Source organism: Tolypothrix tenuis PCC 7101 (assembly GCF_963874875.1).
GTDB classification, from domain to species: domain Bacteria; phylum Cyanobacteriota; class Cyanobacteriia; order Cyanobacteriales; family Nostocaceae; genus Aulosira; species Aulosira tenue.
In genome coordinates, this window is sequence record NZ_CAWNJS010000001.1 from 5756779 (window position 1) to 5779589 (window position 22811).

Below are 22811 nucleotides of genomic sequence, written 5' to 3' on the forward strand. Positions count from 1 at the left end.
TCAATTGCACGCAACTGAGACTCATTGTGGCTACAGCATTTAAATCTCATCAGGTATCAAGAAAGCGTAGGCATTCTGTGCATCCCCTCCAGCGTCTTTTGGATTATGGGCATGAGTATCGTAAACAAATTTGGCTGGCGATTGGTTGTTCCATCCTGAATAAGCTGTTTGATTTAGCACCACCAGCTTTAATTGGGGTAGCGGTGGATGTTGTTGTCAAGCAACAGGATTCTATTATTGCTCAGTTAGGGGTAAAAGATGTCTTTGGACAATTTTTAATTATCTCCCTGCTCACTATCATCATTTGGATACTAGAATCGGTTTTTGAGTACGCATATGCTCAACTTTGGCGTAATTTAGCGCAAAATATTCAGCATAACCTGCGTCTAGATGCATACAATCATTTGCAAGATTTGGAATTAGCTTATTTTGAAGAACGCAGCACTGGCGGTTTAATGTCTATTCTCAGTGATGATATTAACCAACTAGAGCGGTTTTTGGATGTAGGGGCTAATGATATTATCCAAGTTGCCACAACAGTAGTCATTATCGGTGGTGCTTTCTTTGTATTGGCTCCTAGTGTAGCGTGGATGGCGATGTCGCCGATGCCGTTTATTCTCTGGGGTTCCTTTGCTTTTCAACGGTTGCTTGCGCCACGTTACGCCAATGTACGGGAAAAGGTGGGTTTCTTGAATGCGCGCTTGGTGAATAACTTAAGCGGGATTATGACGATCAAAAGTTTCACCGCCGAAGATTACGAGACTTCTCGCTTAAAGCAAGACAGTGACGCTTACAGGCAAAGTAACGCTAAAGCAATTCAACTTTCTGCTGCCTTCGTACCTCTAATTCGGATGCTGATTTTGGTGGGTTTTACAGCATTACTATTGTACGGCGGTATGGCAGCGGTGGCAGGCAAGATGTCTGTGGGGACTTACAGCGTATTGGTATTTTTAATTCAACGCTTGCTGTGGCCTTTAACTAGATTAGGAGATACTTTTGACCAATATCAACGGGCAATGGCTTCTACTAATCGCGTCATGGATTTATTGGATACACCCATAGCGATTCACCCGGGTGATAGGGCTTTACCTGCAAACACAGTGCGTGGTGAAGTGGAATTTAAAAATGTGACTTTTGCCTATCAAGATAGATTCCCAGTAGTTAAAAATCTATCTTTGCAAATTCCCGCTGGTCAGACAATTGCTATTGTCGGTTCTACGGGTTCTGGTAAAAGTACTTTAGTTAAACTTTTGTTGCGGCTGTATGAAATTAAAACTGGCAACATTACCTTAGATGGTATTGACTTACAAGATTTAAATTTGCGGGATTTACGCCGCTGCATTGGTTTAGTCAGTCAAGATGTATTTTTGTTTCATGGCACAGTAGCGGAGAATATAGCCTACGGTAGCTTTGAGGCGAAAGAGGAAGAAATTATTACAGCGGCGAAGGTAGCCGAAGCCCACGACTTTATTATGCACCTGCCCCAAGGTTATGAGACAATCGTCGGGGAGAGAGGACAAAAATTGTCTGGTGGACAAAGACAGAGAATTGCGATCGCGCGTGCAGTGTTAAAAAATCCCCCCATTTTGATTTTAGATGAAGCGACCTCAGCGGTAGATAATGAAACAGAAGCTGCAATTCAGCGATCGCTAGAACGGATTACCGTCAATAGAACCACAATTGCGATCGCTCATCGTCTTTCTACCATCCGCAATGCCAATTGCATTTATGTCATGGAACATGGGAAATTAGTAGAGTCTGGAACCCATGAACAATTGCTAGAACAAAACGGTGTTTACGCTAGCCTCTGGCGCGTGCAATCTGGTTTGAGATAAATTCAAGAGTTGCTAGAGACGCGATTAATCGCGTCTCTACGACAATTGGCTTGATTACTCTTAATTACGAATTACGAATTACAAATTACGAATTATTTATGTTTTTTGGTAGTACCCAACCGGAATCAGGCGATAGCAAATGGCGCAATCAATTAGATAGATTTGTCAAAGCAAATCAACCAGAATTGGCGGCGCTATTTTGGGGATTGTGGTTAGAAAATGGTAACAGTCAGGGTACTATTGGCATTGATTTACAACCAGCACCGCATTTTGTGTATTGTCCAAAAGATGAGGTGGAGAAATTAAATAGTCGGGTTGAGAATCGACTGCAAGAAATTATAGGAATTATTGAGAATCATAAAGCAGAAGTAGAAGTGGTGATGATTGGTATTGGTAAAGGTGAAATTAAGTTAATTCAATTTGCACCAGAACCACCACCACCAGCTTGTTTTGAGCAAATTGGTAAAGATGTCGATGGGTTATTGGAACTGTTAGAACAACGGATGAGAGAACAGATTGCTTTGTAAAGCAGAGGAAAACAGAATTATTCTGCTTCCCTCCACGCTAATTATTCATCTCATCAGCTGTACCAAGCTATGTAGAAATCTCGATAGTTTAGATTATTGGCACAATGCCAGATAATATGAAATACAGCATCGTAGCGATAAGAACTGTTTTTAGCAAACGGTTGGCTGAGGTAGCCTTTTAAAGCTGTGATGACTTGCGGTAAATCTTCGGTGCGGAGGATTGTTGTCAAAACATCAGCTATATCCATTAAATAATCTTCGTAGGATGGCTGATTTGTGCTTTGACTGTTGAAGCAGTTTTGACTGTCATTATCTGGTGTCAAGGGTTGAATAAATTGGATGAGAGTAGAGATAACTTCGTTTAGTTTCTCTGGTAATATTTGGTTGGCTAGATAAAGTTGTTCTAAATTACGAACTGTAGCAAACACAATTGATTCATACTGAGATAGATTGCTTTGTCGTATTTGGGATAAATTAGCGATCGCAGTTGGATTAGTCAAGTCAATTTTCAAGAGATTCTGAGTAGCAGATATCCGCACCCACTCACTTTGAGTCGTTGTAATTAGTTGATATAACTTTTTAATTGCGAAGATGTTACCGGGAATTAATTCTCCTAAGTAAGCAGCAGCTTGGCAACAAATCGATTCATCCTCAGTTGTTGCAATTATTCGCTGTAAAGTAGCGATCGCTATTTCATTACCAGGGTCAATTTTACCTAAAATGCGAGCTACATCGCATAGTAAGTAATCATTTTTCGTAGTAGAAATCAATTCGATTAATGCTGCAATTATCGCTTGATTTTCCTCACCCAAGCTAGTATTAACTTCTAACAATCTCTCGGTTGCTACATATGCGATATATTTGTCATACTCTATATCCTCCGAAAATTTGGCGAGATTTTTAATCAACTCGTATAGAGCATTAATACCTACTTGATTACCTGGTTCAATTTTGAGTAAATACACAGCCGCACATTCTCTAAGAAATGTACTTGCAGAATTTTCCAGAAGATAAACTAAAGCCTGGATTACAGCAGCATTACCGGGATCGATTTGCCAAAGCACCTTAGCTGCATCTAAACAAATTCTATCGCCTTGGTTGATTTGCAAGAATTTGACGAGAGATGCGATCGCAGTTTGATTACCGACAGCGATTTTTCCTAAAGTTGCGATCGCCTCTCAGCAATTATACTTGTTTGGCGTTGTCTCCATGATTTGAATTACAGCTGCGATGGCTGCGCCAACGTCTTTGACGAACGCACTTTTACTGCTAACAGCTATTTTCTCCTGATTCGGAACCGAATGTAGTAGCGCCAAAGCTGCGATCGCACTTTTATTACCTGGAGCGAATTGTGCTAATTTCTCTGCTGCTCGGCGCATAATTGTGCGACTTTCAGTAGTATGAACTAATTGAACAAAGGCTGCAACTACCCGGTTTCTATCGGTTAATTCCAGAGTTGTTCTAGCTGCTTTCACTAAAGGTTTTGGAACTATTTGCCAATCTCGCTTATCCTGACGAAAATAGCCATAACTCCATTTCAGCAGTTGTGCAACAATCGCATCCCCTAAACTGCAGTCAGGGAAGTAAGCTAAAGCTTCAGCCGCAAAAAAGTAGGCGCGGTAACGATAAAAATCGCCGCAACCATCATTAAAATCTATTAAAGCCTGGATAAATTCTTCTTTTTGCGCCTTAGCTACATCCTCTCGTTTGAACCAGTGGAGGATTTCAGCTTTCCACTCTGGTTCAAAGATGCGGTAATTATCTTGATTTAGAAAAGTGCGTTCGTCAAAGACATTGGCGCAGCCATCGCAGTTAAAGAAATATTGCCAATCATGCATAGCCTCCTATCCACTTTACAACGTGGGACGAAAAGGACTTGAATTGGATTTTGCTACATCAGTTGGCTGGCTGTCAAGTCTTAGTGCCTAACCTCTTGGTAGTGAGACTCAATTCACTTGCGATAAAATGCCTTTTCTTGGGAAACCTAACAAATATGGCTGGTAATTTCAATACCCGTCTTGTTTCCTAAATCCTGCGAATGTTTATGCAACAGTTAAAAAATAAAGTAACGAATAAATTGGAACGAATATTAGAGCAAAATTTAGTACCCCGTTTAGTCAAGTGGGGAGAATACTTAGAAAATAAAATCAGGCGTTATAAGCATCAACAACTGAAGCCGCAATTAAAATTTTGTGGTGTAGATGTGCGATTTAAGCGGGATATCAAAATTGAGCATCCACAAAATGTTTCTTTAGGAAATAAAGTTTATATCGGCCCGGATGTTTTATTAGATGGTCGTGGTGGAATCACAATTGGCGATCATAGTACAATCGGATTTAACGTTGTCATCCTTTCGGCAAATCATGATTATCAAAGTAATGATCTGCCCTATGAATATAATGTTTATATTCATAAACCAGTAGTTATTGGTCGTAATGTTTGGATTGGTGGTAATGTTCTTATTGTCCCTGGTGTGACGATTGGAGATGGCGCAATTATCGCAGCTGGTACAGTTGTAACTGGCAATATTGAGCCTTTAGCAATTGTTGGTAATCAACCGATGAGAACTATTAAGTATCGGGATAAAGAACATTATGAACGCCTTGCAAGTGAGCAAAATAGTAGATAATGTCTCTATTGAATGATGCGTTCGCCTTGGCGAACGCATCCTACCTCTTAATTACGAATTACGAATTAAGCTATTTGCACGCTTTATACCAATTCTCCAAAATTCAGAAACAGAGCAAAACTCAAAAACCCTTGCTACATATGGTTTTCTTAATTTTGAATTTTGAATTTTGAATTTTGAATTGGTATTACTTGAAGTCTTGCAACCATTCGCAATCCTGGGGGTGTGGAAAGGGTTAAGCCACGGCGTACAGGAGATACAGGACGTTTATTTACTAATGAAACTTGAAAATGCGACAAAATTGTTGCTAAAACAATTTTCATTTCATATTGGGCAAATGCTAACCCGATACAGCGACGATTACCACCACCAAAAGGTAAATATTCATAGGGTGAAAATTGCCTTTCTAAAAAGCGTTCTGGGCGAAATTGTTGGGGATTTGGGTAAATTTCTGGGCGATGATGCGCTAAATAAATGCTAGGTATAATTAGGGTTCCGACTGGTAATTTGTAACCCATAATTTCAATTGGATATTTTGCCACCCTCAGAAAACCATTGATCACAATTGGGTAAATCCGCAATGTTTCTTGACAGACTGCTGTTAAATAAGGCAACTTAGCAATGCTACTCGCATCAGGATTGACACCAAGGGTATCTAGTTCGTTTAGTAACTTTTCCTGCACTTCTGGTAATTGGTCAATCCAGTAAAAAGCCCATGTTAATGCTGAAGCAGTAGTTTCATGCCCTGCAACCAATAATGTCATTAATTCATCACGTAATTCTAAATCTGACATTGGTTGTCCGTCTTCATAACGAGCAGCCATCATCAAACTGAGGATATCTTGACGATTTTGTTTAGATTCAGCGCGACGTTCTGCAATCAAAGCATAAATTAATTGGTCAATTTTTTGCAGTTGGCGGATTATCCGACCCCAGGGACTCCATGCACCTAAATCTTGTCGCATAAATTTAAACAAGAAGGAAGCAAACAGCACAGGAGAACCGATAAAATCTAGCAAAGAACTGAGCAATTGCCGCAGTTCTTGAAACCGCTCACCTTCATCCAAACCAAACACTACTCGTAAAATGACGCGCAAGGTAATTTCTTGCATGGAGTTACGGATATTGAAAGGTTTACCAATCTGCCATTCATTACTTACCTGTTCAGCAATTTCACGAATATCTTGGCCGTAAGCCCGCATTCTTTCGCCATGAAAGGGAGGGGTTAATAATTGCCGTTGGCGCTGGTGGCGATCGCCATCTAGTAAAATTAAAGAATTATCACCTAACAACAATCTTAAAATTCCGTCCCCCCCACCAGTCTGAAAATAACTCGGATCGGCAGTAAAAATCTCCTCTATCGCTTGGGGATGGCTGAAATACACCAGATGGTTAGCACCCTGACTCCAAACAGTGAATGAATCACCGTAGATTTGGGCAAAATCTTCTAGATATTGCACTGGTTGAGTCACAAACTTGAAAAGCCTTTGCCAACGCGGTAGTTTTGGCCCATCAGGTAAGCTGTGAGTGAGTGTCATATAAAATTCCGAGGATGAGATAAGTTTCGGCTTTTATTGTTACAAGTTTTTCTAATATTGAGGGCGGAAAAATCCCTCGCAAGATATGAGTATTTGCTACTAATTAATTGCCAAATTCTATTAGAATAAAGTTAAACTGATGCGCGTCTAGATTGTAAATTTTTACATTTAGGCTGTCATTAGTCATTTGTCTTTTGTGTTGGCAAAAGACGAAAGAGATTGCTGGCTGCTGGGAATTGTAAGCAAGTGTTAGCAAAATAAGTAGTGGAGGCACAAAGCAGTATATTCTTATATGGCAGCGTCGGAAGTTAAAAAGTGCCAAACATCATTGCTATACTCAACGGTAAAGGAGGTGTCGGTAAAACGACTACCGCAGTTAATCTGGCTGCAAACTTTGCCCAAAAATACAATGTAATTCTGATTGACGCAGATATTCAAGGTTCTGCCAGTTGGTGGTTTGGGCGCAATCAGAACGGTATGGGGTTTGATCTATCTCAAGAAACAAATCCGCAACTTTTAGGTGATTTAAGAAAGCTAACAGGTTACGATTTAGTAATAGTGGATACGCCTCCGGCGCTGCACTCTGAAGCATTGGCGACGGTAGTAGCGATCGCAGATTATCTCGTTTTACCCACACCCCCAGCACCAATGGATCTAACCGTCTTAATTGAGACAGTCAGAAAAGCTGTCATTCCTTTGGGAGTTCCCCATCGGGTGCTGCTTACCAAAGTCGATCCGCGCAGTATTGGAGAAGCAGTTGAGGCGCAAAACACCCTCACGCGATTAGGAATCCCCGCTTGTAAAACCTTTATCCGCGCCTATAAAGCGCACGAGAGAGCAGCACTTGAGGGTGTGGCGATTACTCAATGGCGAGGTAAACACGCACTGGAAGCGCAGTTAGACTATCGTCGTGTAGCTAATGAATTACAGCTTGATTGGAGGAATAATGGTTAAAAAACGTCTATCTGATTTATTACAAGAAGAAGCACAAAAATTTACGCCATCTGAAGGTGAAACAGCGATTGAGGTAAATGCTGAAGCTGTTAGCGAAGTAGAGGAAACACCAACGCAGACACCAGAGTCATCAACTACAGCTAGGCGTTCCACACCCACCAAGGCTGATTTAGAAAATACTATTAAAGAGCTAAAAGAAAGTCTGGAAAAATCTCACGCCACAGAAACCAACCTCCAAAAACAAGTTACAGATTTAGGTTCAGCTGTAGCTGAACAAAAAGCATTAGCTACAAAGCTCACAAAAGAACTTGAGGAAGCTAAACAAGCCGCTTTACATTTAGCAGAATCTAACTCGAAGCTGATAGAAGAAATTAACTCTTTGAAAGCTGAACAAGAAAAATTTGTCGAAGCTAATTCTCAACTTGTAGCTCAAAGTAATGCTTTAAAACAACAACAAGAAACTTATAAACCAGTAAAACAGACTCATGGTCAAGACTATTATAGAAAATCACATAGATCATCAGAAAGATTAGCGATCGCACAACCAGATGAACCAGAAGATAGTTCTTCGCAGATGTGGTTACTTGATTGATAAGGCTTCCCGTGAATTCTATATAAAAGGGTGTGTGAGGCGTAGCTGTAACGCACCTTTCTGGTGAAAATAGGGATGCGTTACGCTGGCGCTAACGCATCCTACGTTTTTAAAATTCAGGGGTATCGCGGCCAAATTCTAAAATATTTTTGGCGGTGATTTGTGGTTGTTCTAGGTGAGGAAGATGTCCACAATCTTGTATCCATAAAAGTTGACTGTGGGGAATTGCACCTTTAAATCTTTGAGCATCTTTAGTACCCAAAATCTTATCGGAATCACCCCATAAAATTAGTGTGGGCTGCTGAATTTCTGCTAATTTTTTAAATCGAAAAGCGCGATAACCACCACTTTTAGTAAAAGCAATTAAAGCTTGACTCCAGCTTGGCATTTGTAGGTGTAGTGCGGCACAATCTACACCATCATTTGTTACCAATTGTTGAGCTTTATAAGCGGCGCGAGAAATGCGATCGCGGACTTTGGGATTACGCAGAAACTCTGTGGCGAAGTAATCCAAAGGCGGAAACATGAATTTGCTTAATGGTGAACCACCCTGCAAACCTGCACTATCCATTAATACTAGTTTTTTCACCGCTTCAGGATAAGTCAGTGTAAAGTCAATTGCTGCTGCACCACCCATTGATGCACCGAGCAAAATTACAGGTTGGTTAATTAGTGTTTTCCAAAAATAATAAATATGGGTTTTAATTGCAGTGGGACTATAGTTAATCCCAGATAGTCTTTCTGTAAAACCAAAACCCAATAAATCCACAGCCCAAGTTTCATTTTCTGCGGCTAATAATGGCAGTAGTCGCCGGAATTCTAAAACTGAACTATCAAAGCCATGAATTAATAAAATTGGTACACCACCACTACCTTGATGTACATAGGTAGTATTGATTGGTTGAGTAGCCAAAGAAGTTGCGATCGCCTGAGATTGAATACTTTGAGCAAGTGCGATCGCGGCAGGTTCTTGTAGTTGCCCAACGGCTGTAGGTAAGAAGCTTGGAAACATAAATCTCAGTTTACCATACTGTTTGGACATTTTTTGCCAATAATTTAAAGGGCACAGCATTGCTGTGCCCTTCTTATCTGTCACATTCTGTTTTCAAATTGGCATTACTTAATCAACTGGAAAGAGTTGAAAAACTTTTGCGTATCGCTGACTTCAGGAGTTTCTATACTACCAACCATCATAAAATATATTTTCTGTCCAACCAGAAAAAAGCGACTGTTATAAATCGTGCCATTTTTTTCATCTTTGACTTTAATTTCTTTACCGGGATATTCTTCAAACTGAATATTTTTTTGACTCAATAACTTGCTTTCATTTTCTAACATTCCTTCTAGAAAAGCATTGATTAATTCTCCTGGGGGTGCCTGGCTGGCATCAATGCCAAAGTCTGCATATCCCACAATAAAAGCATTTTTATCTCCGGTAACAGCGTGCATTTTTAACGATTTAATACCTGAGGAATTAGAATTTTCAGGCGGAGATATCTCTTCTACTTTGCCATTAGGAAAAAGCACAGAAAATTTTCCCTCAGATGAAGAAAATTCTTGCCATGCTGGTGTGGCTGAAATAACGCTTGATGTGGGTAATTGCTGAAGATTGTTTATCGATTTTGCTTCAACTTTTGGATTGCTAAGTGTTTCTACTAATAATAAACATATAGTAGCTAAAAATAATTGGTTAAATTTACGGTTTGTTTGTAACATTGGATTGTCTATTTAAATTGACAATTCCATTAAAGCTGCTATTTATGCAGATAATCAGGGAGATATCTCTGAATTTTTGTGATTTTATTGTAAGTTTTTGCAAAAATAAATAGGTTGACGAAATTAAAGATAACTGGCTGAGGTTGTCATTGGTAATGGGTAATTGGTAATGGGTAATTGGTCATTGGTCATTAGTCATTGGTAAGGGTTTCAAGTCTATTTACGTTTCGTAACATGGTTTGGTTTATTTCCAGCGACTTACTGATGATTCCGGTAAGAGTTGATAATTTTATGTGGCGCAAATTTCTACTGAATTCTGTAAATTGGCTCAATATGAGGAAAGTACCTTAGAAAAATTCCCATCCTAAAGTTTGCGCTACTTCGTTAGATATAGTAATGGGGTTGAACGGTTTAGCAATCACTCCAGCGACACCCATCTGGGCAAAACGACGGCGATCGCTTGGTTGTACTTTTGCGGTTAACAGCACTATGGGAATCAGTTGTGTAGCGGGGTCGGATTGCAGCTTCAGAAAGACATCAAATCCACTCATATCTGGCATAGAAATATCTAGAAGAATGGCATCCCAATGTCCGGTTTTTACTGTCAGTAATGCTTCACTACCCGACTGAGCTGTGCTGACTTCCCATCCTGCCATTTCTTCTAAGGATACTTGGATAATACGACGAATATCAGGTTCGTCATCAACTATTAAAACGCGTTTTGTCATAACTAGTGAAGCAAAATAAAACTCTTTGGTGAAAGTTGGGCAACTCTTAATAGATGCAATTATATGTAATTAATTTTGTTGGCTGAATTTTCTCTGACTTAGTGGCAAAGTAAAATAAAAAGTGCTGCCTTGCCCAACAATGCTTTCTACCCAAATCTGTCCGCTATGCTGTTGGACGATGCTTCTACAGATTGCTAAACCTAATCCTGTGCCTCCTTTTTGGCGGGAATCGGAGACATCAACTTGTTGAAATCTGCCAAAGATAGTTTCTAATTTATCCGTGGGAATACCTCGTCCTTGGTCTTTAACAGAGAAGAGAATATAAGGACTAGTCATAGGGAATTTTGTCTGTTTTAAGTTGATTTCCTCAGTGACTAACTCTGCATTGAGCCAAATTGTACTGTTGGCGGGAGAAAATTTAATAGCATTGCTGAGGAGGTTGATGAGAGTTTGCACGATCGCATCGGGTGCAGCTGTAATGGTGACAAACAAAGGTGTGAATTCTAGGTTAATGGCGGCTTGGGTTGCAATCACTTGCACGGTGTCTACGGCTTGCTGCATTAAGGCATTAATTTGGCAAGTTTCCATAATCAGCTGAGTTTTACCAGAGTCCAAACGTTCTAAATCAAGAATATCGTTGACTAAACGTACCAGGCGATCGCAGTTATTTAAGGCGATGGTTAGCATTTCTTTCGCACGTTCTGGGCGTTTTGCAAAAATTCCTGTTCCTAGCATCCCCAAAGCGCCATGAATAGCTGTTAAAGGTGTGCGAAGTTCATGACTGACAACAGAGATAAACTCGTCTTTCATTTGGTCGATTTGCTGACGTTCGCGCAGTGCTGCTTGCTGTTCGCTAATATCTTGAATTTGAGCAACAAAGTACAGAGGCTGGCGATTCTGATCTCTCACCAAAGAAACGCTGATCAAAATCCAAATAATAGACCTGCTTTTATGGATATAGCGTTGTTTTAATTGATAGATGCGTTGTTTCTCTTTTAATACTTGCGTTGCTGCTGCTAAATTGATCTCAATGTCATCGGGATGGGTAATTTCTAGGGAATTCAGCCTTAACAGTTCTGCTTCGCTATAGCCTACCATTTCACACAAAGAACGATTGACTTGTAAAAACTGCCCATCAGGGGAAATTAACGCCATCCCAATTGCTGCATCATCAAAGGCGCGACGGAATTTTTCTTCACTTTCTCGCAGTGCAGCTTCTACTTGTTTGCGATCGCTAATATCTTGGACTATCCCATGCCAAGCAATCTCTCCGTTTTCCCTGATTTCGGAGCGAGAATTGGCCTGAATCCATTTAATCTTGCCCGAAGGTGTAATAATGCGCCATTCATACTTAAATGGTTGCATATTTTCAATACTGGATGCAACTGCCTGTTGATAACCTAAACGATCCTCAGGATGCATTTGGTTAATGGTAATGGCAGCATCTTGAAGCGCTGCTGTTACTGACACTTCATGTATTTCCTCAAACGCTGGACTGAGGTATTCATAACGAACAGGGCCGCTAGCGTATTCAACAACTGTATAAATTACTCCCGGTGAAGTGGCCGCTAAAAGCTGAAATCTTGCTTCGCTTTGCTGTAGGGCAGTAATCATCCGCTTAATCTCAGTAATATCTGTCACACGGACAAGATACATAGATTGTCCTGCCGCCTGAATCATTTTGACAGCTAAATTGCCCCAAAAGGAATCTCCCTTTTTGGTCAAATATTCCACTTCCTGACTCCAAAATCCCTGCTGTTCGATTTCGATAGCAATCTCAGCCAGTTCTTCCTCCATGAATTTTCGTTTCTGTAAGATATTGCCTTGAATGCCAATTAATTCAGCTTTACTTTCTACCTCAAACAACTCAACAGCGCGCTGATTGCAATCCAGAATCCGTCTGTTTGGGGGTAATTCTACCAAAAAGATGGCATCGGCAGATTCATTAAAAATTGCTTCTCGCAATTCTCGGACTTGTTTGAGTTCTAGTTCTACCTGCTTGCGTTTTGTGTAATCTTTAAATATAGAGAGAATGTAAGGTTTGCCTGCTAATTCAATCCATTCTGAAGAAATTAAGCCAATTTTAATTTCCCCTGACTTGGTTCGCAATTCCAACTCAAAATTATATACACGCCGCTCTGATTGTAATAACTGACACATTTGTGAGAGGCTTTCTGGTTTGACAGCTATTCCCAGTTCTAAAGGAGTATGACCAATCACCTCTGCACGAGAATAGCCAGTAATTTCTAAAAAGCGATCATTCACCTCGACATAGCAGCCAGTTTCAAAGCTAATAATATGAATAAAATCGGGGCTATTACGGAAAATTTTAGCAAATTTGTCCTCAGATTCATTCAGAGCAACTTTAGCGCGTTCAAAGGCTGCTTTTAAATCTTTAGCTGTCTGGTTAAAAGATTTAGTAAGTAACTGGAGTTCTGCGATCGCAATTTTTTCTGATAGGGGTTGCTGCCATTCTCCTTGCGCTAAAGCCTGACTAGCCTCGCTCAACCGGACAATCGGCTTAGTAATCCTGCTTGCCGTAAATATACCAATACCAATAGTAGCAATTAGTGTCAACCAACAGAAGATAATCGTCTGAGTTTTATTCGCCTCAATTTCTCTCATAAAGTCGGATGCTGGCACCGCTGTTACCACCAGCCAATCTAAGCCATAGCGATCGCTGTAAGGAGAAATTTGGACAAAATGCCGTTGTCCGTCAATCTCTAAACTCATTTGGGTATTTTTTTTAATGTGACGGAAGCTACCAGACTTTTTCAGGATTTGTTGAGCAAGCGATCGCGTTTGCACATCCTGACTCTGCACAGCTGGCAATCTTTGCAGTTGACCTTTTACGTGGGATAAATAAGGTATTTCTAAAGTAGAAGTCGCTACCAAATCTCCAGAACGCTCCAAAATAAATGCTTTACCTGAAGGTGATAACTGCAAATTATCTAAAAAAGTACTAATTTCTGACAACAACACATCAGAAAAAAACACTCCTTGAAAGTTACCGCCGCGATCGTAAATCGGAGCCAGGGCCATAATCCCTAAAGAAGGAGTGACTTTATGCAGAAAAATGGGCGACCAAGTTTGTTTTTTAGCAATTTTGGCATGAACATACCAAGGCAACTTGCGGTTATCCACTTCTAGAGTGTAAACAAGTTTTTTAGCCTGTCCTTTGGAGTCAACCAGATAATGTTTGCGTTTGCCTAAATGAGACTTTTGCATTTCGCTCAAGAAGACAGTACCAATCGACAAATTTTCTTTTGTCAGCTGTTTTGCTTGTTCTACTATCTCTTGACTTTGAAGCCGTCCGTAACCAATTTGTTCACCCTGTGCATTGACAAAGAAATTACTACCCAGCAATGGAGATAGGGTAATTTGCTGCCACAAATAGTGACGTAATTCCCCAAAATCTTGAATATTTAGACTTCCTTGCTCTACAGCTTGAGCGTTGATCACCATTGCTTGCTGCTGAGTTTGCAAATAAGTATCGAGGCGATCGCTTATGCGGTTGCTAACTTCATGCATCAGCCGATGAGCTAAATTTTCCACAGCTTGCTCACCGCTGCGATCGGAAAAATAACCAACCAGCCCAACTGCTCCAATTGTTTGCAAAACAAAAGGAATTAATAATACCCACCGCAAAGAAATTTTTGTCAGGGAAGGACGTAGAGGAAACATAAGAGCAGGGGAGCAGCGTTGACCATTCTATGACTTTTCTAGTCTATTGCCTTCATTCCTCACTTTTCCTTAATTGCATTCTTCTCCCTCATATTGTGTCCAGTTCAAGACTTATCATGAAGGCAGCAGCGAACGGACAGCATAGTGCTAAAGGGAGAAACTTGCAACTGAAAAAATATTCCATCCCTGCGGGACGCTACGCGTTAAGCGTAGCTATGCCGTAGGCTTTACGCTATGTCAGCAGATGAGAAAGAATATGTTCCCCTGAAAGTGGGATAATTTATATTTTCTGGAACATTTCCAGAGAGTAGGGCAGAATTATCTGAAATAAGGGAGGTATTGTTCTGAATGCCAATCAATCAAGTCAGAAAAGCGGTAATTCCTGCTGCTGGTTTTGGTACTAGATTATTTCCTGCAACTCAAGTTGTCAAAAAAGAACTTTTCCCTATTATTGACCAAGATGGCAGAGCTAAACCTGTAATTTTAGCAATTGTAGAAGAAGCAATTAGCGCGGGTATTACAGAAGTAGGAATTGTTGTCCAACCTGATGATTTAGGAGTTTTTACAGATTTATTTAAAAATCCACCTCCAGAGGAACTTTGGCAAAAACTTTCGCCTGCCAATCGAGAATATAGTCAATATCTGCAAGAATTAGGTAAGAAAGTTGTGCTATTGACCCAAACACAACAAGAAGGGTATGGTCATGCTGTATTCTGTGCAAAAGATTGGGTACAAAATGAGCCATTTTTATTAATGTTAGGCGATCATGTTTATAAATCTGACATTGATAAATCTTGTACGCGTCAAATGGTTGAACTTTATGCCCAAGTTAATCAAAGTGTCGTCAGCTTAACTACAATGCCAGCTGCAATCATTAATAAAGCAGGCTGCGTTACAGGAATGTGGCAAGAGTTCAATTCGCTGTTGCAAATCACACAACTGGCAGAAAAACCCAGTATTGATTATGCACGCCAACATCTACGAGTAGAAGGTATGGCAGAAGATGAATTTTTATGTGTATTTGGCTTATATATATTGACACCAAACATCTTTGACTACTTGGCACAAAGTATTCAAGAAAATTTGCGCTATCGTGGCGAATTTCAGTTAACAACTTGTTTGGATCAATTATGTCAGGCAGAAGGAATGACAGGTTATGTGATCAAAGGAAAATGTTTTGATACTGGTTTACCAGATACCTATCGCCAGACATTAATTGATTTTCGGTAATATAAGAGGTTACTTATAAAGTAAAACTAAAATTACTGCTTTACTGGTATTATTTTTTGGAGTTCCCTAAAAAAGGAATTAAATAACATGACTTCAGTAACTCACCGTGAAGTCGACACTAATGGCATCAAGATGCATATTGCTGAACAGGGGCAGGGGCCACTGGTAGTCTTGTGTCACGGTTTCCCAGAAAGTTGGTACTCTTGGCGACATCAATTATCAGCACTAGCAGAAGCAGGATTCCACGCCGTAGCACCAGATCAGCGTGGCTATGGGCAGACCTCAAGACCGGAAACAATTGAGGCATACAATATTTTCCAGTTGGTTGGTGATATTGTGGGTCTGGTTCATGCTCTGGGTGAGGAGCAAGCAATCATTGTGGGACACGATTGGGGTGCCCTGGTTGCTTGGCATTGTGCCCTACTACGTCCAGATATTTTTCATGCCATCTCCCTGCTGAGTGTGCCTTATCGACCCCGCACTTGGTCAGACATTCAACCAACACAAGCCATGAAGTTGATGGCTGGGGAGCAAGAGTTTTATCAGCTGCATTTCCAAGAGCCAGGTAAAGCAGAGGCGGAACTGGAGTTTGATGTTCGCACCAGTATACGTACAATCCTCTACACTGCTTCAGGAGATCCACCACCAGAAAAACGCTGGCGCTTCTTGTACGATAAGTCAGAAAAAACATTAGACCCAAGTTCCGTACCAGAGCAGCTTCCCTCTTGGCTAACAGAAGAAGATATCGATTTTTTTACTGCTTCCTTTGAGCAGACTGGTTTCCGGGGCGGGTTGAACTGGTATCGCAACATAGATGCTATGTGGGAACTCACACCTTTTCTCAGCGAGGCAAAGCTCCGCCAGCCAACATTATTTGTGGCAGGAGAAGCAGATGCCGTGATCGCAATGTACCGTGAAGCGTTCGATTCTCTAGAGCAGAACGTGCCCAATTTGAGGCAGAAGGTTTTGCTACCTGGTGCTGGCCATTGGATTCAGCAGGAGCGCCCAGCGGAAGTTAACAGACTACTCATAAAGTTTTTGAAAGACCTTGATTAAGGGACTTTGACTGGAGTCTTAACGATCAGTTTTTCAGCTATTACGATAAGCTGATGCACATCTAATACCATTTTGAAAAAAGAACGCGACAGATGGACAGGTAGGGGCACGGCACCAGTAAGATAATTTGATATACCAAAAGATTGTGGATGCCGTGCCCCTACAAAGAATTTATTTGTCGCAAACATTGTTTAAATGGGTATAAATTGCAGATTTTCTTGTTTGGGTTGACAAAAGAATACGACAGATACACAGACTCAAAGTGTTATTCCGTCTGGATTCTTAATTTTGAATTTTGAATTGATATTAATTTGTTTTTGAGCCTCGATAAATGCGCTCCCATTGTTCTGGAGAAAGTTCTGTCATGGGAAACCATTCATATTCAGAACTAGGAAGTTGCTTGGGTAATCGCACTGCTCCTTGTTCATTTTTTGAGAAATCTATGTTCCCATTGCTAGTTAAAGGTGGGCTAATTAAAGTTTCATCTATCGCTGATGGGGGCAGATGATTTGGAAGTAATACATAGGCGTGTTGTTGTGGATTGTATGCTAAAACCTCTCCTGTCTCAATTTGATATATCCAAGCGTAAATACTCAGTTGTTTTTGGTGCAGCTTAGAGCGAATCACTGGATAAGTCCGGAGATTTTCGATTTGAGTCAGTACATTCTCCGCAATTATTATTTCTAATAATTCTTCTCCTTTGTAATGGCTATAGTTATCTTTTACCAGTCGTCGGGTTGCCTCTGTATACTTGAGCCAGTCATGTACAAGCGGCATTTCTACCCGCAAGCTGTCTAATTTCATTAACCCCTTCATGGCACCACAATGTGAGTGTCCACAGATAATAATTTGTTGAATATCTAATGCTTGAATAGCATATTCAATTGTTGCCCCTTCACCACCATTAGTAGCACCATAAGGTGGAATAATGTTGCCTGCATTGCGGATGACAAATAATTCGCCTAAACCAGCTTGTGTAATTAGGTTGGGGTCGATACGCGAATCTGAACAAGTAATAAACAAAACTCTGGGTTTTTGACCTTGAGAAAGTTGTTCAAATAGTTCTTCATTGGCGGGAAAATAACTACTTTGAAATTCGCGCAGTCCTCTAATTAGCTTTTTCATCTGGCTCCTAAATCAATATGGTCATACTTGAGATTTTTCGGGTAAATAATTACCCGAAAATATGAGATAATATCAATCAAAATTATTGGCTAAATTCATTTAGTCATTCTGAATATATTGCCTCACGCTGTTCGCTTAGTCTGGGAAACTTATTATTGTATCGTTGAAGTAATATTACTCAACTACTAGCTTTAGTTATAGCTTTAATGTAACATTAATCTGCAATTAGGCATAAAGTTAGTATTTTCTCGAACTTCATCAAGTCTCATTAGTACTCATCCTCATAAGTGAGGGTTAGAGCAATCAGTATCTCTCGCTACAATATTGTACATCTACAACAATTTATCTATCGCCAATATTATTTTTATTAGTATCAGTATGAAAAAATTATCACAAGATTTTGATAGTTGCACAAGAATCAGATATTAGGGAATCAATTCTTTCCTTAAGCTAAAAGTAATGCATTTGCAGAGGGTTGTATGACAAATGTTAACTACTTGCTATTGACATTAAAACTTTTCACAGTCTTGGGCTGCTCTCTGGTTGCGGGAGTCTTCTTTGCCTTTTCCACTTTTGTGATGAATGCTCTGGCTCGGCTTCAGCCTAGAGAAGGCATTGTTGCTATGCAATCCATCAATATTACAGCCATCAATCCGTGGTTTATGGTGGCGCTATTTGGAACAGCATTGGCTTGCTTGTTTCTGGCGATCGCATCACTATCAAAGTTACATCAACCTGGTGCAGTCTACTTACTGCTTGGGAGCCTATTCTATCTCGTAGGTACAATTCTGGTAACAATTGCTTTTAATGTACCCCTCAATGATGCTCTGGCGATCGCCAAACCAGATAGCACTGAGGGCGCAAATCTCTGGGCTAGATATCTTGCTAACTGGACATTCTGGAATCATGTGCGAACAATCGCAGCATTTAGCGCAGCTGCTTTATTGGCGATCGCACTCTGTAAGCAAACAGCATCTACAAATTTTTAGATAGTTTGTTGAAAGATGAGTGCTGAGTGTTGATTAAAAGTAGCATTCTGGCTTTCATGCAACGCTTGAGAAATCCAAAATATCAAATCCCAAATCCAGTTAGATTGCTACTTCCAGATTACCAATCACTGCATCCTTTAAAGCTGGATACATAATGTATTCAAAAGGGAAGTTTGTAGCGCTCACAATATTTTCAACAATCTTATCGTTTCTGAAAGTCAGAATATGAACTTCCTGGAGAGGTACGATCTGATTAGTAGCTTTCACACCGTAATAGTCTTTCTTGAAAATAGCGGTTGCTGTAAACAGTACTACCACTTTCTCATCAACTCCAAAAATGTCATCAATAACAAAATGCTTCACAGGCCAAGCATCGGCAAAATTAGCAAAGATTTGTTTGTAGCTGTCTAATCCTTGAATAGGTGCGGTAGGACTTAAGCCAGTTGTCACTTGAATATTGGGGTCTATAGTCTCGTCAAATACTTGCAGATCGGCTTTGGCAATTCCTTCATTCATAAAACGTAAGGCAATTGCCATATTTTGTGCGACTTGAGTCATTTTTAAGCCTCTGATTTTAGGTTAAATGCTTGGTCTTTTCTGGAACTTCTGATAATCGCAATACTTTCAACCCTATGAAACAGAATTAGCTAATCCTATTGTTGTGCAACGCAATCATACCATTTTGAAAAACAACGGGACAGATGGGTAGGAAACACCCTAATTTTTGGGTATATCAAAGTATCGAGACGCGATTAATCGCATCTCGACGTTGGCTTCCAAATCATGATTAATTAACAGCAGTATGACATGATGCTGAACTTAAGCCAGAAGCGTAGGGGGTAGCGTGGGGAGGATCTGCTGTGAGGATGACTGTACCATTAGGGTTAACATACCAACCTTGGGCTGGGGGTGGTAGTTGGGAGACGTGGGTTTTGGCTGTGGCGATCGCATTGGTTGAGGATTCTGCTTGAGTAGAAGTAGACTCAAAACTTGCCAACGTATTACTGCTGAGGGGTTCGCTGGGGCGGGGTGGTAATCCTCCGCGTCCTGAGATAATAAACTGACTCCGACTCTGGTTCTTTTGTGCTGGACAGGCTTGCGCTACTACTTCTTCTGGTTTAGCAATTTCTGGCGACAAGTCCAAAACTTCTGGATTTCTACTAGTATCAAATGTCAATATTTTGACTTGCCCATCAAGGCCGAACTGAGAACTGGCACTAATCTGGCATTCTGGGCAAACAAACAGACCTTGGGTATTAATACTGATATTGCCGCCATTCCCCTGAAAGGCATTGGCGATAATTTTACTACCTTCTAGCAAAGTCACAAAATCAGCAGGGCTGTTGCCAGTAATTGTAATGTTACCTCCATTGCCAGTCCCGCCTGTTTCTGTAGATATTTGACTGCCACCACGCATCACTAGAGAATTTGTCCGCAAGAAAATGTTGCCACCTTCACCGGATGTGGTTGCAGCTGAAATGCTACCTTTAGTATCGATAAAAGTAGAACGAGCATTAATCTTCAGGTCTCCGGCATTACCTGAGCCTTCGTTGCGGGCGGTTACTTGCGCTCCTTCCTTAACCACTAATTGATTAGTGTTAATCGTCACACCACCAGAAGCACCACTTGGCGCAGGCGGTAGTCTAAACAACTGTCGGGTGATTTCACTTTCTATATTGGCTCCAGAACTGATTTGAGAAGGAATAGAAGTTCCCACAATTGTGCCAGTCACTTCTACAGATTGCGGAGCGTTAATTGTAATACTTCCGGCTGAACCAGTAGCAACAGTAGAAGCATCAACCCTGCCTCCATTCCGCACAAATAGCCTGGGTGTATTGATAGTCAAGTTACCAGCATTGCCACCATTGAAAGTTGACACTCCCACAATGCTGGGCTTCAAAAAGCTGGGTTCTACCCCGATGACTTCTACAAAATTAGTTGCATTGATGCTAATGTCTCCGCCAGAACCACTACCAAAGGTTGCAGCACCAACGGTTCCCCCATCAGCAATGGTCAGCTTTCCTGTGGACAAATTGACATTTCCCGATTTACCTAAACCGAAGGTTGAAGCACTGATAAAACTGATGGCGTTGGGATTAAATGGTACAAATCCACTCACTTGTACGGAATCGGAGGCATTGACATCGACATTGCCACCTGCCCTATCTGTAAAGGTCGCAGTAGAAATGCTGGCTCCTCCCCTGACAACTAAATTTTGGGTGGAAATGGCAATGTCTCCTCCCTTCTCACCCAGCAAAGTTACAGGTGAAAAGAAGAAAAACTGCCCTTGTCTGATCCCTCCTCCCAATTCGGATGTAATACTACCTCCGCTATCTAACAAAATAGAGCCAGCGTTCACCTTCACAAATCCGGAATTTCCTGAGCCATCATTTCTGGCTGTGACTGTAGCGCCATCTGTAATCCGCAACTGACCCGTATTAATTATCACATTCCCAGAAGCTCCACTGGGTATGGGAGGCAAGCCTAAAAGCTTTTGTAAGCTGGGATCGACTAAATTAGCTGCGGAGCCAATCAGACTGGGATTGACCGAGCCTAATACTGTACCTTTCACTTCCACGAACTCAGGGGCATTAATGGTAACATTGCCAGCTGCACCACTAGCAGAGGTTAAAGTACCAACTCTCCCCCCATCTTGAACTGTTAATCTGGGCGTATTGAGTGTCAAGTTGCCGCTATTTCCTGAATTAAATGCAGTCACAAATAAAGCGCTGGGGGCAAAAAAGTTCGGTTCCACACCCATAATTTTGACAGTATCAGCAGCATTAACATTCACATTTCCGCCTTTACCGCTACCAAAAGAAGCCGAAGTAATTGTTCCTCCTCCTGTGGCGCTGACACTTCTTGTTGATATGGTGTTATTGCCAGAGTTTCCCGGGCCAAAAGTGGCAGCAACAATAGAACTAGTAACGCTGGGATTAACAACACTTGCGCCATTGACTTGTAACGAATCCAGGGCATTGATATTGATGTTGCCGCCTGTCGCTGGCGTGAAGGTTTTCGCAACGATGCTGGCTCCACCTTCCACAACTAAATTTTTAGTGGAAACAGTAACATCTCCCCCACTACCAATTCCCACTGTTTCATTTGTCAGACTGCTGCGAACATTTCCGTCTGTACTGGCACCACTGACTTTGACAGACTCGGAAGTATTCACTTGGATGCTGCTATTTGGTTCCAACCCTTGATTTTGGATCAAAACCAGTGAACCATCGCGTACCGTAAGGTTGCGCCCTTGCACTTGAATAAAACCACGACTACCACTAGCATCTGCTAAGGCTTTTTGAGATAGCTCAATATCGCTGAAACTAGGTACTCCCTGATAATTGAAAGTCCAACCGCCAACAATCGAATTCAGGTTAACCAAACCTCCAGCCACGCTACCTAATTCTATTCGCCCGCTTTCTGCGGTGAGACTACCCCCATCTAAGCTAAGATTGCCACCAATCAAAGCTAGAGTCTGCCCTGGTTGTACCCGCAAACCTGTTAAATTATTGCTTCTGGTTACAGGTGAGAAGATGGGATTGCTCACCGTGAAATTATGACCTGTACCTTTTACCCGAATTGCTGCGGGATTCTGCCCAAATTGCAAGCCAACTGGAACGCTGATTGTCAGTAAAGGAGAATTTTGAGTATTGGTAGCACTAAATTCTGTACCATCGGCAAATATGAGGCTACTAGCCGTAGTTCCTAAAAAAGAGCCACCTATGTTTAGTTGAGCATTAGCACCAAAATTAATCCCACTCGGATTAATTAAAATCAAATTTGCGCCATAGTTTTCTCTAATTAATCCATCAATATTAGAAATTGAGCCACCTGTAACTCGAGTAATAATATTGACGATATTACTTCCATTCGGACTTTGCTTAAAAAAAGCTTCACTACCATTAAAAATAGAAAATTCTCTTAGACTATGGAATAGGTTATTACCAGCTTGTGTGCCTCCGGTAATTTCAAAAACATTATTAATTTGATTGACATTGCTTGGTGTCGGCAGCGTTCCATCTGAGGAAATTTGTGCCTGAGCGATATTATTTGTTAATATACAGCAAACAACTGTACTGCTAGTAAGTAAAATCTTCTGAGCAATCTGTTTCATTTGGAAAAATATAATTAACAGATTAAGTTTATTGAAACTTACTTAAGTACTCTTTTTATGTGAACTTTAAGTAAATTTTCAGGACACTTGG

Annotated in this window: 18 protein-coding genes; 8 read left to right on the plus strand and 10 right to left on the minus strand. The window is 40.9% G+C overall.

Translation table 11 applies throughout. The features are described 5' to 3' along the window. The first annotated feature begins 26 nt into the window (after positions 1-26). The gene (locus AACU25_RS22710; RefSeq protein ID WP_096579512.1) at positions 27-1835 is read left to right on the plus strand and encodes an ABC transporter transmembrane domain-containing protein; all 1809 of its coding nucleotides are present in this window, start codon (positions 27-29) and stop codon (positions 1833-1835) included. Between the two features lie 98 nt (positions 1836-1933). Next, positions 1934-2362 (plus strand): beta-carboxysome assembly chaperone CcmS, encoded by a 429-nt coding sequence (gene ccmS, locus AACU25_RS22715; RefSeq protein ID WP_096579514.1) that lies wholly within the window; start codon positions 1934-1936, stop codon positions 2360-2362. Between the two features lie 53 nt (positions 2363-2415). Here the strand turns inward: ccmS and AACU25_RS22720 are convergent, their stop codons facing one another. Then, positions 2416-3471: a HEAT repeat domain-containing protein gene (locus tag AACU25_RS22720; protein WP_190445922.1), complete on the minus strand. Its 1056-nt coding sequence runs from the start codon at positions 3469-3471 to the stop codon at positions 2416-2418. A gap of 69 nt (positions 3472-3540) precedes the next feature. Then, entirely contained in the window at positions 3541-4200 is a 660-nt protein-coding gene (locus AACU25_RS22725; RefSeq protein ID WP_096579518.1) for a hypothetical protein, read from the minus strand. A gap of 206 nt (positions 4201-4406) precedes the next feature. On the opposite strand from AACU25_RS22725, the gene AACU25_RS22730 reads away from it, so the two are divergent. Continuing rightward, entirely contained in the window at positions 4407-4991 is a 585-nt protein-coding gene (locus tag AACU25_RS22730) for an acyltransferase (protein WP_096579528.1), read from the plus strand. A gap of 149 nt (positions 4992-5140) precedes the next feature. Here AACU25_RS22730 and AACU25_RS22735 read toward each other — a convergent pair whose 3' ends face one another. Continuing rightward, positions 5141-6529 (minus strand): cytochrome P450, encoded by a 1389-nt coding sequence (locus AACU25_RS22735; protein WP_096579530.1) that lies wholly within the window; start codon positions 6527-6529, stop codon positions 5141-5143. A 315-nt stretch (positions 6530-6844) separates the two neighbouring features. Here AACU25_RS22735 and AACU25_RS22740 point away from each other — a divergent pair, with 315 nt between their 5' ends. Then, positions 6845-7483 carry a ParA family protein gene (locus AACU25_RS22740; RefSeq protein ID WP_096579532.1) on the plus strand — a complete coding sequence of 213 codons (639 nt, stop codon included), beginning with the start codon at positions 6845-6847 and terminating at the stop codon, positions 7481-7483. After that, positions 7476-8075: a hypothetical protein gene (locus AACU25_RS22745; protein ID WP_096579534.1), complete on the plus strand. Its 600-nt coding sequence runs from the start codon at positions 7476-7478 to the stop codon at positions 8073-8075. Before AACU25_RS22740 ends, AACU25_RS22745 begins: the two co-directional genes overlap by 8 nt. A 109-nt stretch (positions 8076-8184) precedes the next feature. On the opposite strand, the gene AACU25_RS22750 is transcribed toward AACU25_RS22745, so the two are convergent. The 4 genes from AACU25_RS22750 to AACU25_RS22765 all read right to left on the minus strand — a co-directional run bounded on the left by AACU25_RS22750 (position 8185) and on the right by AACU25_RS22765 (position 14203). Continuing rightward, positions 8185-9087, minus strand: a complete 903-nt coding sequence (locus tag AACU25_RS22750) for an alpha/beta fold hydrolase (RefSeq protein ID WP_096583952.1) — start codon at positions 9085-9087, stop codon at positions 8185-8187. 104 nt (positions 9088-9191) lie between these two features. Further along, positions 9192-9791: a hypothetical protein gene (locus AACU25_RS22755; protein ID WP_096579536.1), complete on the minus strand. Its 600-nt coding sequence runs from the start codon at positions 9789-9791 to the stop codon at positions 9192-9194. Between the two features lie 347 nt (positions 9792-10138). Continuing rightward, entirely contained in the window at positions 10139-10519 is a 381-nt protein-coding gene (locus AACU25_RS22760; RefSeq protein WP_096579537.1) for a response regulator, read from the minus strand. A 69-nt stretch (positions 10520-10588) separates the two neighbouring features. Continuing rightward, positions 10589-14203 carry a PAS domain S-box protein gene (locus tag AACU25_RS22765; protein WP_096579539.1) on the minus strand — a complete coding sequence of 1205 codons (3615 nt, stop codon included), beginning with the start codon at positions 14201-14203 and terminating at the stop codon, positions 10589-10591. A gap of 348 nt (positions 14204-14551) precedes the next feature. Here AACU25_RS22765 and AACU25_RS22770 point away from each other — a divergent pair, with 348 nt between their 5' ends. Together AACU25_RS22770 and AACU25_RS22775 are read left to right on the plus strand one after the other, a co-directional pair. Further along, positions 14552-15433, plus strand: a complete 882-nt coding sequence (locus AACU25_RS22770) for a sugar phosphate nucleotidyltransferase (protein WP_096579541.1) — start codon at positions 14552-14554, stop codon at positions 15431-15433. Between the two features lie 87 nt (positions 15434-15520). After that, positions 15521-16489, plus strand: coding sequence for an alpha/beta fold hydrolase (locus tag AACU25_RS22775; protein ID WP_096579543.1), 969 nt, complete (start codon positions 15521-15523; stop codon positions 16487-16489). Positions 16490-16795: 306 nt separating this feature from the next. Here the strand turns inward: AACU25_RS22775 and AACU25_RS22780 are convergent, their stop codons facing one another. Further along, the gene (locus AACU25_RS22780; RefSeq protein WP_096579547.1) at positions 16796-17614 is read right to left on the minus strand and encodes a carbonic anhydrase; all 819 of its coding nucleotides are present in this window, start codon (positions 17612-17614) and stop codon (positions 16796-16798) included. A 479-nt stretch (positions 17615-18093) separates the two neighbouring features. On the opposite strand from AACU25_RS22780, the gene AACU25_RS22785 reads away from it, so the two are divergent. After that, on the plus strand, positions 18094-18603 hold the full coding sequence (locus AACU25_RS22785) for an anthrone oxygenase family protein (protein ID WP_096579549.1): 510 nt from the start codon (positions 18094-18096) through the stop codon (positions 18601-18603). A gap of 99 nt (positions 18604-18702) precedes the next feature. On the opposite strand, the gene AACU25_RS22790 is transcribed toward AACU25_RS22785, so the two are convergent. Further along, complete coding sequence (locus AACU25_RS22790; RefSeq protein WP_199347443.1) at positions 18703-19161, minus strand: ester cyclase; 459 nt, start codon at positions 19159-19161, stop codon at positions 18703-18705. Positions 19162-19390: 229 nt separating this feature from the next. Beyond that, complete coding sequence (locus tag AACU25_RS22795) at positions 19391-22720, minus strand: two-partner secretion domain-containing protein (RefSeq protein WP_096579551.1); 3330 nt, start codon at positions 22718-22720, stop codon at positions 19391-19393. Between the last annotated feature and the right edge of the window lie 91 nt (positions 22721-22811).